This is a genomic window from Tardiphaga sp. vice304, from assembly GCF_007018905.1.
Taxonomy (GTDB): domain Bacteria; phylum Pseudomonadota; class Alphaproteobacteria; order Rhizobiales; family Xanthobacteraceae; genus Tardiphaga.
On record NZ_CP041402.1, the window covers coordinates 559,336 to 572,680 of the forward strand.

Annotated in this window: 13 protein-coding genes and 1 pseudogene; 5 read left to right on the top strand and 9 right to left on the bottom strand. The window is 64.3% G+C overall.

Annotated features, from left to right (window positions below):
• Positions 1-114: 114 nt before the first annotated feature.
• On the bottom strand, positions 115-1,221 hold the full coding sequence (gene leuB / locus FNL56_RS02605; protein ID WP_143571456.1) for a 3-isopropylmalate dehydrogenase: 1,107 nt from the start codon (positions 1,219-1,221) through the stop codon (positions 115-117).
• 141 nt (positions 1,222-1,362) lie between these two features.
• Between leuB and FNL56_RS02610 the strand changes: the two genes are divergently transcribed.
• A complete protein-coding gene (locus FNL56_RS02610; RefSeq protein ID WP_246660837.1) occupies positions 1,363-2,535 on the top strand; it encodes a YbfB/YjiJ family MFS transporter in 1,173 nt (390 codons plus the stop codon).
• Between the two features lie 51 nt (positions 2,536-2,586).
• Here the strand turns inward: FNL56_RS02610 and FNL56_RS02615 are convergent, their stop codons facing one another.
• The 3 genes from FNL56_RS02615 to FNL56_RS02625 form a co-directional block, all read right to left on the bottom strand.
• On the bottom strand, positions 2,587-3,369 hold the full coding sequence (locus FNL56_RS02615) for a molybdopterin-dependent oxidoreductase (protein ID WP_143571458.1): 783 nt from the start codon (positions 3,367-3,369) through the stop codon (positions 2,587-2,589).
• Positions 3,370-3,379: 10 nt separating this feature from the next.
• Positions 3,380-4,009, bottom strand: a complete 630-nt coding sequence (locus FNL56_RS02620; RefSeq protein WP_143571459.1) for a cytochrome b/b6 domain-containing protein — start codon at positions 4,007-4,009, stop codon at positions 3,380-3,382.
• Between the two features lie 206 nt (positions 4,010-4,215).
• Positions 4,216-4,803, bottom strand: coding sequence for a fasciclin domain-containing protein (locus tag FNL56_RS02625; protein WP_143571460.1), 588 nt, complete (start codon positions 4,801-4,803; stop codon positions 4,216-4,218).
• A 291-nt stretch (positions 4,804-5,094) separates the two neighbouring features.
• Between FNL56_RS02625 and FNL56_RS02630 the strand changes: the two genes are divergently transcribed.
• Positions 5,095-6,618 carry a malonate--CoA ligase gene (locus tag FNL56_RS02630; protein WP_143571461.1) on the top strand — a complete coding sequence of 508 codons (1,524 nt, stop codon included), beginning with the start codon at positions 5,095-5,097 and terminating at the stop codon, positions 6,616-6,618.
• A 70-nt stretch (positions 6,619-6,688) separates the two neighbouring features.
• Here the strand turns inward: FNL56_RS02630 and FNL56_RS28945 are convergent.
• The 5 genes and pseudogenes from FNL56_RS28945 to FNL56_RS02655 form a co-directional block, all read right to left on the bottom strand.
• Positions 6,689-8,221 (bottom strand): annotated as a pseudogene (locus FNL56_RS28945) (efflux RND transporter permease subunit).
• Between the two features lie 179 nt (positions 8,222-8,400).
• The gene (locus FNL56_RS02640) at positions 8,401-8,712 is read right to left on the bottom strand and encodes a hypothetical protein (RefSeq protein ID WP_143571462.1); all 312 of its coding nucleotides are present in this window, start codon (positions 8,710-8,712) and stop codon (positions 8,401-8,403) included.
• Complete coding sequence (locus tag FNL56_RS02645) at positions 8,709-8,888, bottom strand: hypothetical protein (RefSeq protein ID WP_143571463.1); 180 nt, start codon at positions 8,886-8,888, stop codon at positions 8,709-8,711. The genes FNL56_RS02640 and FNL56_RS02645 overlap by 4 nt, the downstream gene beginning before the upstream one ends.
• A 122-nt stretch (positions 8,889-9,010) precedes the next feature.
• Positions 9,011-9,373: a ferrichrome ABC transporter substrate-binding protein gene (locus FNL56_RS02650; protein WP_143571464.1), complete on the bottom strand. Its 363-nt coding sequence runs from the start codon at positions 9,371-9,373 to the stop codon at positions 9,011-9,013.
• Between the two features lie 45 nt (positions 9,374-9,418).
• A complete protein-coding gene (locus tag FNL56_RS02655) occupies positions 9,419-10,381 on the bottom strand; it encodes a cation diffusion facilitator family transporter (protein ID WP_143577447.1) in 963 nt (320 codons plus the stop codon).
• Between the two features lie 317 nt (positions 10,382-10,698).
• Here FNL56_RS02655 and sdhC point away from each other — a divergent pair, with 317 nt between their 5' ends.
• From sdhC to sdhA, 3 genes are read left to right on the top strand one after another with little or no spacing between them, the layout of a single operon-like run.
• Positions 10,699-11,097 (top strand): succinate dehydrogenase, cytochrome b556 subunit, encoded by a 399-nt coding sequence (gene sdhC / locus FNL56_RS02660; RefSeq protein ID WP_143571467.1) that lies wholly within the window; start codon positions 10,699-10,701, stop codon positions 11,095-11,097.
• 41 nt (positions 11,098-11,138) lie between these two features.
• Positions 11,139-11,513 (top strand): succinate dehydrogenase, hydrophobic membrane anchor protein, encoded by a 375-nt coding sequence (sdhD, locus tag FNL56_RS02665; protein WP_210245509.1) that lies wholly within the window; start codon positions 11,139-11,141, stop codon positions 11,511-11,513.
• A gap of 3 nt (positions 11,514-11,516) precedes the next feature.
• On the top strand, positions 11,517-13,340 hold the full coding sequence (gene sdhA / locus FNL56_RS02670) for a succinate dehydrogenase flavoprotein subunit (protein ID WP_143571470.1): 1,824 nt from the start codon (positions 11,517-11,519) through the stop codon (positions 13,338-13,340).
• The last annotated feature ends 5 nt before the right edge of the window (positions 13,341-13,345 follow it).

Consider the following 13,345-nt stretch of genomic DNA (forward strand, 5'->3'; position numbering starts at 1 on the left):
GCCCGGATGGAGCGAAGCGAAATCCGGGGTCGCCTCATCCGCTGAACTGCTTGCCCCGGATTACATCGCCGCGCCGCGATGCGGCGCACCGATTTCATCCGGGCTACGGACTTCCTACAGCGCCTGCAATTCGGTCACCACCGCCTCGCCCATCTGCGCGGTGCTCACGGCGGTCATGCCATCCGACATGATGTCCGCCGTGCGCAGGCCCTTCGCCAGCACCGCGGCGACGGCTGCATCCACCTTGTCGGCGAGTTCGCCGAGGTCCAGCGAATAGCGCAGCGCCATGCCGAACGAGGCGATCATGGCCAGCGGGTTGGCTTTGCCCTGGCCTGCAATATCCGGCGCCGAGCCATGCACCGGCTCATACATCGCCTTGCGCTTGCCGGTCTTGGCGTTCACTTCGCCGAGCGAGGCCGAGGGCAGCATGCCGAGCGAGCCCGTCAGCATCGCCGCGATGTCGGAGAGCATGTCGCCGAACAGATTGTCGGTGACGATGACGTCGAACTGTTTCGGCCACTTCACCAGGTTCATGCCGCCGGAATCGGCGAGCTGGTGCTCGAGCTTGACGTCGGGATATTCGCGGGCGTGCACCTGCGTGACGACCTCGTTCCACAGCAGGCCGGACTTCATGACGTTGCGCTTTTCCATCGACGTCACCTTGTTGCCGCGCTTGCGCGCGAGATCGAAGGCGACGCGGGCGATGCGCTCGATCTCGTAGGTGTCGTAGACTTGGGTATCGATGCCGCGCTTCTGGCCGTTGCCGAGATCGGTGATGGTCTTCGGCTCGCCGAAATACACGCCGCCGTTGAGCTCGCGCACGATCATGATGTCGAGGCCCTCGACGACCTCGCGCTTGAGGCTGGAAGACTCCGCCAGCGCCGGGTAGCACACCGCCGGCCGCAAATTGGCGAACAGGCCGAGATCCTTGCGCAGCCGCAACAACCCGGCTTCCGGGCGATGCTCATAGGGCACGCTGTCCCACTTCGGCCCGCCAACCGCGCCGAAAATGATGGCATCGGCCGCTTCCGCTTTCGCCATGGTGGCGTCGGTGATCGGGAGCTGGTCCGCATCATAGGCGGCGCCGCCGACCAGGCTGGTCTCGGTTTCGAACCGGGCGACGCCCTTGGCATTGCACCAGTCGATCAGGCGCTCCACCTCGGCCATCACTTCGGGGCCGATGCCGTCGCCGGGGAGAAGCAGCAGTTTGTGCGTTGCCATGATCGAAGTTCCTTGAAATGTCTTGATGCGGGCGGAGTGCTAAAGCGCTGTTGCTGGAATGGCAAGACAGCGTTGCGGCGAGCCGTATTGCCGTCTGCGGCGAATAACGGCCAAAGTGCAGGCCCTGCCGGAGTTTCCACTTTGACCAAGCCGAGTATCCCGCAGCCGCACCCCGCGCGGCTGATCCTGATTTTGTCGCTGGCGCCCTGCGTTGGCCTCGGTATTGGCCGGTTCGTCTATTCGCTGGTGCTGCCGGACATGCGCGACACGCTGCACTGGTCGTATTCGGCCGCGGGCTTCATGAACACCGTCAATGCCGCCGGCTACCTCGCCGGCGCGCTGGTGGCGGCGCGGCTGAGCCGGCGCTTCGGGCTGTTCGCGGTGGTTCGCGCGGGGACCATCGCCTGCGTGCTGTCGCTGCTGCTTTGCGGCATGACCGCAAACTTCGCCGCGCTGAGCTTGGCGCGGCTCATCACTGGATTTGGCGCCGCCGTCGCATTTGTGGCCGGCGGGGCGTTGGCGGCCACCATCGGACATGCGCAGCCGGAGCGCTCCGGCTTTCTGCTCAGCCTGTTTTATTCCGGCCCCGGCGTAGGCATCATTTTGTCGGGCCTGCTGGCGCCGTTCATGCTGCAAGGTTTCGGGGCGGGCTCGTGGTGGATGGTGTGGCTGGCGGTCGGCGCGGCTGCGGCGTTGATGACGGTGCCGTTATTGCGGCCGATCGCGGCCTCTGCCGGGCTGTCACAGGCTGGACCGGCGCCGTTCGCGCTCGGCCCGATATGGATATTCCTCGTCAGCTATTTCATGTTCGGCGCCGGCTATATTGCCTACATGACCTTCATGATCGCCTATGTGCGCGACGGCGGCGGCGGGCCGGGGGCGCAGAGCGCATTCTGGTGCCTGATCGGTGTCAGCGCCTTTGCGTCGCCCTGGGTGTGGCGCGGCGTGCTGGCGCGCGGTCGCAGCGGATCGGCGATGGCGATCATTCTCGGCGTCAATGCGGTCGGCGCCGCCATGCCGCTGCTCGGCCATGGTCCTCTGTTGCTCGGCGCGTCAGCGCTGGTTTTCGGCGTTGCCTTCTTTGCGGTGGTGGCATCGACCACCGCGTTCGTGCGCTTCAACTATCCGCCCGAGGCCTGGCCAAAAGGCATCGCCGTCGTCACCATCGCGTTCGGCATCGGCCAGACCCTCGGGCCGATTGCGGTAGGGGCGATCACCGATGCGACAGGCAGCCTGACATCGGCTCTGGTGGCGTCGGCGGCGACGCTGGCGATCGGTGCGATCGGCTCGACGTTCCAGAAGCCGGTAGGATGAACTTTTCTTTCTACCTTCTCCCTCGACGGGAGAAGGTGGGGAGCAAAGCACTCAGCTTCCGCTGAAATCATTATAGCCCTGGTCTTCCCAGTAGCCGCCTTTGTAGTCGTTGGTGACTTCCATCGACGTCACATATTTCGGGTTCTTGAAGCCGAGCTTGGTCGGCACCCGGATCTTCATCGGGAAGCCATAGGCGCGGGACAGGATCTGGTTGTCGAACTTGAAGGTCATCTGGGTCTGCGAATGCAGCGCCGTCGGCATGTCCAGCGAAGAGGCGTAGTCTTCCGCGCAACGGAAATAGACCCATTTGGCCGACGTATCGGCGCCGACCAGTTTCAGGAAATCGCGCAGCGGCGTGCCCTGCCAGGAGCCGATCGCGCTCCAACCCTCGACGCAGATGTGGCGGGTGATCTGCGACACCTCCGGCAGTTTGTGCAGCTCGGCCAGCGTCCAGGACTTTTTGTTCTGCACGAGGCCCGTGACCTCGAGCTTCCAGTCGGCGGCGTCGACGCGCGGCGCCTCGTCTTCCGAATAGAAGGCGTTGAACGGGAACGGGCGCTTGATGTCCTTCTCCGAAAAGGTCGGCGCCAGCGTATTCGGATTGAAGATCGCGGCCTGCACGGCGTCGTTGAATTTCGACATCTGCACCAGGAGATTCTCCGCAGACAGGCTGTCCGAGACGTTGCAGCCGGTGAGCAGGGTCAGCGCGCCCAGGCTGGCGCCGCCGGTGAGAAAACGCCGGCGCGACGGATCGGGCAGCATCCTGGCGGCGTCGCGCACCAGCAGTTCTTTGTCGACGCCGGGGATGATGAGAGAACGGATGCGGCTGATCATGATCGTCTCCTCAGCGGCCGATGATCATGGCACGCAGGCTTTTCGGCACCAGCAAGGACAGCGTGACATGGATAACGAGAAACGCGCAGATCAGCGCCATCATCGCGAAATGCACGTAGCGGGCAAAGTCGTAGCCGCCGAACAGCGCCGTGAGATATTGAAACTGCACCGGCTTCCAGATCGACAGGCCGGATAATACCACCAGCATGCCGACCACGATGATCCCGGCATAGAGCAGTTTCTGCACGTTGTTGTAGATGGTGAGATCGTCATGCGACAGCCTGCCGGTCAGCGCCGCCTTGCCGTCATCGATCACGCCGGTTGCCGAGATTGGCAGCAGCTTCTTGCGGAAGCGCCCGGTGGCAACCCCGGTGACGAGATAGACCAGGCCGTTGGCGACCAGCAGCCACATCGCGGCCAGGTGCCACATGATGCCGCCGCCGAGCCAGCCGCCGAGCGTCAGCATCGGCGAGAAGGTAAAATTGAACAGCGGCGAGGCGTTGTAGATCTGCCAGCCGGACATGATCATCAGCACCATCGCCACCGCGTTGATCCAGTGCACGATCCGCACCCAGGCGGGCTGGATCACCCGGTCCTTGTCAGGCGTCGCCTGCTGTTCGCTGAAGGGGATGCTCGACATCGCTATGATCCGTTGTGAAATGGCTCTGCCAGCTATACGGCAAAATCCTGATTTCGTTACCATCGACGCGAATCCTGCGGATGATACCGATCACAAAAAAGCGAGCCGGGTTTCCCCGACTCGCTCGTTGCGCCCGTGGGGGCGCGCGCGCACCCTGTGGGGACGCTTCAGGGTGCGCGAAGTGCTTCGTGCTTCAGAAGCCCGAATTAGGCCTTCGGCATCAACACGGTGTCGATGACGTGGATGACGCCGTTCGACTGGTTGACGTCCGCGATGGTGACGGTCGAGGAGCCGCCCTTGGCGTCGACTATCATGACCTTGCCGCCCGAAGCCTTCACCGTCAGCTCTTCGCCTTCGACGGTCTTCAGCTTCTGGCCGTCCTTGAGGTCGGCGGCGTTCAGCTTGCCGGCGACGACATGGTAGGTCAGGATCTTGGTGAGCGTTGCCTTGCTCTCAGGCTTCACCAAGGTGTCAACGGTGCCGGCCGGCAGCTTGCCGAAAGCGGCGTTGGTCGGGGCGAACACGGTGAACGGACCTTTGCCCGAAAGGGTGTCGACCAGACCGGCGGCCTTCACGGCGGCGACCAGCGTGGTGTGATCCTTGGAGTTCACGGCGTTCTCGATGATGTTCTTCGATGGATACATCGGGGCGCCGCCGACCATGACGGTCTTCTCGCCGGACATTTCGCTCTTCTTCATCATCTTGTCTTCAGCCGATGCGGGGGCCAGCAGGGCGCCGGTGATGGCCAGGGTGCTGAAGGCTACGGCCGACAAAAGTGCAATGCGCTTGGACATGGATCGTCTCCCATTGGATTGAAATGACCGGCTCAAGGCCGGCGCGTTAAAAGGGGCACACACCGCGACGCACACTGTTTGGAGCCAGTCTGTGCCGCAGATGCCCGAGTTACGTGAGCGTTTCAGGGCAGTTTCAGAAATCTATTTTGCCGCAGCGCGAAACTTTTGCGGCTCAGCTGCGTTTCGCGCGAGGAAAATTGCCTTCGGGCGGGCATTGTTGCTAAAAAAGCGCGTCCTAATGACGCGACGTGCTCCACATCGCGTCCCCGCCCTGGAACTGCGTGACCTTTCATGACCACCACCAATGCCAATTTGTTTTGCCGCCTGTTCGACGATCTCGACGACGCGTCGCGTCTCGCGATCGAAACGCCGGAAGGCCGTCATATCAGCTACGGCGATTTGATCGCCTTCGCCGGGCAGATCGCCAATGTGCTGGTCGCCCGCGGCGTCCGGCCGGGCGACCGCGTTGCCGCGCAGACCGAGAAGTCGGTGCCGGGGCTCGTGCTGTATCTCGCCACCGTTCGCGCCGGCGCGGTCTATCTGCCGCTCAACACGGCCTATACGCTGAACGAACTGGATTACTTCATCACCGATGCCGAGCCGACGCTGATTGTCTGCGACCCCTCCAAGGCCGAAGGCGTGGCGGCGATCGCCGCCAAGGTCGGCGCGAAGGTCGAGACGCTCGGCGCCGACGGCAAGGGCTCGCTGACGGACGCGGCGGCGCAGCAGACGTCGGCGTTCGACACGGTGGTGCGCGCCGATAACGATCTCGCCGCGATCCTCTACACCTCCGGCACCACTGGCCGCTCCAAGGGCGCCATGCTGACGCATGACAACCTCATATCGAACTCGCTGAGCCTGGTCGATTTCTGGCGCTTCACCGACAAGGACGTGTTGATCCACGCGTTGCCGATCTATCATACGCACGGCCTGTTCGTGGCGAGCAACGTCACCTTGCTGGCCCGCGCCTCGATGATCTTCCTGCCCAAGCTCGATCCCGAACTGATCATCAAACTGATGGCGCGCGCCACCGTGCTGATGGGCGTGCCGACTTTCTATACGCGGCTGCTGCAGAGCCCGAACCTGACCAAAGAATCGGCCGCGCATATGCGGCTGTTCATCTCCGGCTCGGCGCCGCTTCTGGCCGATACGCATCGCGAGTGGTTCGCGCGCACCGGCCATGCCGTTCTCGAGCGTTACGGCATGACCGAGACCAACATGAACACCTCGAACCCCTATGATGGCGAGCGCGTCCCCGGCGCCGTCGGGCAGGCGCTGCCGGGCGTGTCGGTGCGCGTCACCGATCCCGAGACCGGCAAGGAACTGGCGCCGGAAACCATCGGCATGATCGAGGTCAAGGGCCCCAACGTGTTCAAGGGCTACTGGCGGATGCCGGAAAAGACCAAGGCGGAATTCCGCGACGACGGCTTCTTCATCACCGGCGACCTCGGCAAGATCGACGCCAAGGGCTACGTCCACATTCTCGGTCGCGGCAAGGATTTGGTGATCACCGGCGGCTTCAACGTCTATCCGAAGGAAATCGAGAGCGAGATTGACGCGATGGCCGGCGTTGTCGAGTGCGCGGTGATCGGCGTGCCGCATGCGGATTTCGGCGAGGGCGTGGTCGCCGTGGTGGTGTCGGACCGCAAGGCCGAACTCACCGAAGCCGGCGTGATCGCCGCGCTGGATGGCCGTGTCGCCAAATTCAAAATGCCCAAGCGCGTGTTCTTCGTCGACGACCTGCCGCGCAACACGATGGGCAAGGTGCAGAAGAACGTGCTGCGCGACGAATATGGCAAGATCTACGAGAAGTAGGTTTTGCGAAGCATACGCGCCACAAACACCGTGTCGTCCCCGCGAAAGCGGGGACGACATTGAGTTCTGCTCATCTTGCTTCCGCTTCATCCTTTCCCCACCACGCCACCAACGCCGGCAGGACCAATAGCGTCAGCAGCGTTGCGCTGATCAACCCGCCGATCACTACGGTGGCGATCGGGCGCTGTACTTCGGCGCCGGTGCCAGTGGCGAGCGCCATCGGCACGAAGCCCAGTGACGCGACCAGCGCGGTCATCGCCACCGGCCGCAGCCGCGTCAGCGCGCCCTCGCGCAACGCATCGAGCCGCGCCAGGCCTTGCGCCATCAACTGCTTCACGTAAGTCAGCATCACCAGCCCGTTGAGCACGGCGATGCCTGACAGCGCGATGAAGCCGACCGCGGCCGACACAGAGAACGGCATGCCGCGCGCCCACAACGTCAGCACGCCGCCGGTCAGGCAGCGGGATCACCAGCGCCGCGCGAAAATTGCCGAGCAGAGCGAACAGCACGACGATGACCAGCAATGCGCCTTCGCCGAGATTGCTGGCAACCGTCTTCACGGTCGCATCGACCAGAATGGTGCGGTCTAGCACCGTGGTGAGCTCGATGCCGGGAGGCCGCGTCCGGCGCACGTCTGCGAGGCGCGCCTCGATGGCGGTGGCTACCATACGGCTGTTGCTGCCGACCAGCATTAAAGCGGTGCCGATCACTACCTCGTTGCCATTCATGCTGGCGCTGCCGGTGCGGATCTCGCCGCCGATCTCGACTGACGCCACGTCGCTGATGCGGATCGGCACGCCGCCCCGCGTCGTCACCACGACCCCTTCGATGTCGGCGGCATCCTGCAGCCGCCCGCCGGCTCGCACCACGATGCCTTCGCCATTGCGCTCGATGACGCTGGCGCCGCGGCTGACATTGCTGGCCTCGATGCCGCGGGTGAGGTCGGCGAACGACAGGCCGAGCCCGATCAGCCGGATCGGATCCGGTTGCACGACATATTGCTTGGCAAAGCCGCCGATCGAATCGACGCCCGCAACGCCCGCAACGCCGCGGATCTGCGGCTTGACGATCCAGTCGTGGACGCTGCGCAGATAGGCCGCGCGGGCGACGTCGGAGGTCAGCCGCTCGCCCTCCGGCGTGACGTAGACGCCGGCAGCAGGGGCGCGTATGCGACCGACCACATCAGGATCTCGCCGAGCCCTGTGGAGATCGGTCCCATCTTCGGATCGACCTCGGCGGGGAGAATCGCGCGCAGTTCGAGCAACCGTTCACCCACCTGCTGGCGTGCGAAATAGATGTCGGTCGCCTCCGTGAATACCGCGGTGACCTGCGAGAAGCCGTTGCGCGAGATCGAGCGCGTGCTCTCCAGCCCGGCGATGCCGGCCAGCGCCGTCTCGATCCGCAGCGTCACCTGTTTCTCGATCTCGGCCGGCGACAGCGCGGGTGCCGTCGTGTTGACCTGCACCTGCTTGTTGGTGATCTCGGGCACCGCATCGATCGGCAGTCGCATCAGCGACCACGCGCCGAACAGCGTCGCGCCGAGGCTGAGCCAGACGACGAGCCAGCGACGCTGGATCGCGAAGGCGAGAATGGATTTGATCATCGTGACCTTCGCTCATCGGATGGGGATCGGCGCGCCACACCCCTGTCATTCCGGGATGCAGCAGACGGCGTAGCCGGCTGATGCAGACCCGGAATCCCGGAGTATTCTGCGCTGAACATTTCGAGGTTCCGGGTTCGCTCGCTGCTGGCGCGCTCGCGCCCCGGAATGACAACGGGTTGCTAATGCGCGTGCTCGACGGTGGCCTTGCCGAGGTCGGCCTTGAGGACGAAGCTGTTGGCGGTGGCGATGCGGTCGCCGGGCTTCAGGCCGGCCTTGATCTCGGCCACGCTTCTATCCTGCCGGCCTAGCGTGACGTGGCGCGCCGCAAAACCCTCCGGCGTGTGGACGAACACCACGTCCTCGCGCGCGACCGTTTGCAGCGCCGTGCGCGGCGCCACCAGATCGGCGGCGCCTTGCTCGACAGGAATCTCCGCCGTGACGAAGGCTCCGGGCCGCCACAGCCGCGCAGCGTTGTCGACCGTGGCAATCACGCGCGTCGCGCGATCGTGCCGGGCCGCACCTCCTGCACCGCAAATTTGCCCGCGTCGATCTGCTGCGTGCTGAGTTTGACGTCGGCCTCGTCGGCATGCGCCGTAGTGTCGTCATGCGCCTGCAACGGCCATGCGCTGCCGAGCAGCAGGGCTGCTGCCAGAATTATCCTGATCATGTGCGTGTCCCGCGCCGGCGTTCGCCGCCAGCGTCGTGTTGATCCAATGTCGATGCAAACGGCTGCCGCGCCGTCGTCACGACGGCGGGCATGCCTTCGGCCTCAGCGGGCCGCAGCAAGCATCAGGCGCGGGGTGGTTTGAACGGCGGCAGGCCGGCGAGCGAGGCGGGGGGCTCGCTGCGCGCGAAAGCGAGCGCGCAGAGCGGCTGCTCGGCGGGTGAGCTGATGTGGCTCAGCGCGGGCGCCGTGACATGCGACAGGCAATGGCCGCTATGCGCCGGCAATTGCTGGTCGGGCATGTCCGGCGCGATGCCGTTGTCCTGCGTCGTCATCGCGGCCGGGCCGCCAGCGGCCAGAGCGAAGCCGTCGCCGGCGCAATGGATCAGGGACAACAGCAGGCCAAGCGTCAGCGCCAGCACGAACGGCAGCCGTCGCAGCCGGCGTCCGGGTGCCGAAGTCCTGGCGCTGTGGCGGGCCTTTGTCATCGTGCTTTCAATGAACCGCTGTGATGCGGCACTTTCAAGTTTGAATCAGATCGGATGGCCGTGCGCCAGCGAGCATGGTGACGCAGGCGCAGTCTCGATCTGGATGGTTGCGTGTTCGATGCCGTATTCGCGATGCAGCCGCTGCGCCACGCCGGCCAGATAGGCATCGCCGGGGTGGCCGGCGGGGATCACCATATGGCAGGTCAGCGCGGCGTCGGTCGTGCTCATCGGCCAGATGTGCAGGTCGTGCACCTGCGTGACGCCGGAACATTGTTCGAGATAGCAGCGCACCGCGGCGGGATCGATGCCTGATGGCACCGCGCCCAGCGACATCGCGGTGGAATCGCGCAGCAGGCCCCAGGTGCCCCACACGATCAGTCCCGAGATGATGAGGCTGGTCAGCGGGTCGAGCCAGCTCCAGCCGGTACAGAGAATCGCCAAGCCGGCCAGCACGACGCCGGCGGAGACCGCGGCGTCGGCGACCATATGCAGATAGGCGCCGCGGATGTTGAGGTCGCCCTTGCGGCCGGAGGCGAACAGCCAGGCGGTGATCCCGTTGATCGCGATGCCGATGCCCGCCACCACCATTACCGTAATTCCGGCGACCGGTTCGGGGTCGATCAGGCGCAACACCGCCTCCCAGGCGATCGCGCCGACCGCGACCAACAGGAACACCGCGTTGAACAAGGCGGCGAGGATCGAGGAGCCGCGCAGTCCATACGTGAAGCGCGGCGTCGGCGCGCGCTTCGACAGGGTCGCCGCGGTCCAGGCCGCCACCAGCCCCAGCACGTCGGACAGATTGTGCCCGGCATCGGCGACCAGCGCCATCGAGCCGCTGGCATAGCCATAGATCGCCTCGACCACCACAAAGCCGCTGTTGAGCGCGATGCCGATGGCGATGGCGCGGCCAAAGCTGACGGGGGCATGGGAATGCCCGCCGCCATGACCATGCGCGTGGCCATGTTCGTGAGGATGACCATGAGCGTCGTCGGGGCTGGCTGGATTCATTTATGGTCTCGACAGCATGGGCACGTGGAGTGACCATTAAAGGCAAAGCCCGCCGCAATACTATCACCCCTTGCAGCAACGATTACCGTTTCAAATCACTTAACGAAAATTTCATGAATCATGCTTCATCGAAAGCCGTGTGCCGCAAGCCCAAGCTGCCAATACCTGCACACGCAACGTTGTTTGTAAGTTCTGAATCTGTGTTCAAAAATAATCATTTCGCGATTGCACTGGCGGTTTCGAGTACGTAAATAGAATTGCTCTACGCGATCCCTCTCCGGGCCACCTTTCGCCCGCCAACCTGTCAAAGTTGCTGAATGACCGCCAGGATCGAACGCCCGCTTTCGCCCCATCTTCAGGTCTATCGCTGGACACTGACGATGGCGCTTTCCATCGTGCACCGCGCCACCGGCGTAGCGCTTTATGCCGGAACCGCGCTGCTGGTGTGGTGGCTGATCGCCGCCGCATCCGGCCCCTCCGCCTACGCCCATGTGCAGGCCTTCACCGGCAGCATCTTCGGGCGGCTGATCGCCTTCGGTTACACTTGGGCGCTGATGCACCACATGCTGTCCGGCGTCCGCCACCTGGTTTGGGACATCGGCTACGGCTTCAAGCCGACTGAACGGGAATGGCTAACCTGGGCCGCCCTGATCGGCGGTATTAGCCTGACGGTCCTGCTCTGGATCGTGGCTTACATGATCGGGGGCGGGCGATGAGCGTCGAACAATCCGGCGGCTCCGGCCGCAAATCGACATCGATGCGAACCCCGCTCGGGCGCGTCCGCAATCTCGGTTCGTCGCATTCCGGCACCTCGGATTTCTGGCGCCAGCGCATCACCGCCGTGGCGATGATCCTGCTGATGATCCCGGTGATCGTGATCATCATGATGCTGCTCGGCCGCAATCAGGCCGGCGCCGCACAGATCCTCGGCTCGCCCCTGGTAGCGCTGCTGCTGATCATGTTCATCATTGCCTCGGTCTGGCACATGAAAATCGGCATGCAGGTCATCCTCGAAGACTACGTGATCAACGAGAAGCTGAAGCTGATCACGATCATGGCCAACAACTTCTTCGCGTCCGTTGTCGGTCTCGCTTCGATCTACGCCATCCTCAAATTGTCATCGGGAGTGTAGCGCATGGCCGCAATCGGCAACGGCGCAAACGGAACGGGCATCGCAGCCTATCCGATTGAAGATCATACGTATGACGTGGTTGTGGTGGGCGCCGGCGGTGCCGGTCTGCGCGCCGTTGTCGGCGCCGGCGAAGCGGGCCTGCGCACCGCCTGCATCACCAAAGTGTTTCCGACGCGCTCGCACACCGTGGCAGCCCAGGGCGGCATCTCCGCCTCGCTCGGCAATATGCACGAGGACGACTGGCGCTGGCACATGTACGACACCGTCAAGGGGTCGGACTGGCTGGGCGACCAGGATTCCATCGAATATCTCGTGCGCAACGCTCCCGCCGCTGTCTATGAGCTTGAGCACTGGGGCGTGCCGTTCTCGCGTACCGAGGAAGGCAAGATCTATCAGCGCCCGTTCGGCGGCATGACGCTGGACTACGGCAAGGGTCAGGCTCAGCGCACCTGCGCCGCGGCCGACCGCACCGGCCATGCCATGCTGCACACGATGTACGGCCAGGCGCTGCGCCACGCCGCCGAGTTCTTCATCGAATACTTCGCCATCGACCTGATCATGGATGAAGACGGTGTCTGCCGCGGCGTCATCGCGCTCAAGCTCGACGACGGCACGCTGCACCGCTTCAAGGCGCAGACCACCATTCTGGCTACCGGCGGCTACGGCCGTGCCTACGCTTCCTGCACCTCGGCGCATACCTGCACCGGTGACGGCGGCGCCATGGCGCTGCGCGCCGGCCTGCCGCTGCAGGACATGGAGTTCGTCCAGTTCCACCCGACCGGCATCTACGGCGCGGGCTGCCTGGTGACCGAAGGCGCGCGTGGCGAAGGCGGTTATCTCGTCAATTCCGAAGGCGAGCGCTTCATGGAGCGCTATGCTCCCTCCGCGAAGGATCTCGCCTCGCGCGACGTGGTGTCGCGCGCGATGACCATCGAAATGCGCGAAGGCCGCGGCGTCGGCAAGAAGAAGGATCACATCTTCCTGCACCTCGACCATCTCGATCCCGCCGTGCTGGCGGAACGCCTGCCGGGCATCTCAGACTCCGCGCGCATCTTCGCCGGCGTCGATGTCACCAAGGAGCCGATCCCGATCACGCCGACCGTGCACTACAACATGGGCGGCATCCCGACCAACTATCACGGCGAAGTCGTCACCAAGAAGGACGGCGACGACAATGCGGTAGTGCAGGGCTTGATGGCCGTGGGCGAAGCCGCTTGCGTCTCGGTGCACGGCGCCAATCGTCTCGGTTCGAACTCGCTGATCGATCTCGTGGTGTTCGGCCGCGCCGCAGCCCTGCGCTGCGCCGAGAAGCTGACCCCCAACGCCAAGCAGCCGGACCTTCCGGCCAACTCGGCCGAGCAGTCGCTGAGCCGCCTCGACAAGTATCGCTATGCCAAGGGTGGCACGCCGACCGCTAAGCTGCGCGAAAACATGCAACAGGTCATGCAGACCAACTGCGCCGTGTTCCGCACCGGCGAAGTGCTCGACGAGGGCAAGGATCTGATCGCGAAGGTGCACAGCGGCATCGTCGATGTCGGCGTGACCGATCGTTCGCTGACCTGGAATTCCGACCTGGTCGAGACGCTCGAGTTCGACAACCTGATCGTTCAGGCCGTCGTCACCATGGACTCGGCCGCGAACCGCACCGAGAGCCGCGGCGCGCATGCCCGCGAGGACTTCTCGGCGCGCGACGACGTCAACTGGATGAAGCACACGCTGGCCTGGCTCGATGCCAGCGGCAAGACCGACATCCAGTACCGTCCGGTGCACGATTACACGATGACCAATGATGTTCAGTACATCCCGCCGAAGGCGCGGGTGTACTGATGACA

Bases quoted from the DNA above. Each gene is read 5' to 3' on its own strand.
- leuB (WP_143571456.1), bottom strand. From the start codon at position 1,221: ATGGCAACGCACAAACTGCTGCTTCTCCCCGGCGACGGCATCGGCCCC.
- FNL56_RS02615 (WP_143571458.1), bottom strand. From the start codon at position 3,369: ATGATCAGCCGCATCCGTTCTCTCATCATCCCCGGCGTCGACAAAGAA.
- FNL56_RS02620 (WP_143571459.1), bottom strand. From the start codon at position 4,009: ATGTCGAGCATCCCCTTCAGCGAACAGCAGGCGACGCCTGACAAGGAC.
- FNL56_RS02625 (WP_143571460.1), bottom strand. From the start codon at position 4,803: ATGTCCAAGCGCATTGCACTTTTGTCGGCCGTAGCCTTCAGCACCCTG.
- FNL56_RS02630 (WP_143571461.1), top strand. From the start codon at position 5,095: ATGACCACCACCAATGCCAATTTGTTTTGCCGCCTGTTCGACGATCTC.
- FNL56_RS02645 (WP_143571463.1), bottom strand. From the start codon at position 8,888: ATGATCAGGATAATTCTGGCAGCAGCCCTGCTGCTCGGCAGCGCATGG.
- FNL56_RS02650 (WP_143571464.1), bottom strand. From the start codon at position 9,373: ATGACAAAGGCCCGCCACAGCGCCAGGACTTCGGCACCCGGACGCCGG.
- FNL56_RS02655 (WP_143577447.1), bottom strand. From the start codon at position 10,381: ATGAATCCAGCCAGCCCCGACGACGCTCATGGTCATCCTCACGAACAT.
- sdhC (WP_143571467.1), top strand. From the start codon at position 10,699: ATGACCGCCAGGATCGAACGCCCGCTTTCGCCCCATCTTCAGGTCTAT.
- sdhD (WP_210245509.1), top strand. From the start codon at position 11,139: ATGCGAACCCCGCTCGGGCGCGTCCGCAATCTCGGTTCGTCGCATTCC.
- sdhA (WP_143571470.1), top strand. From the start codon at position 11,517: ATGGCCGCAATCGGCAACGGCGCAAACGGAACGGGCATCGCAGCCTAT.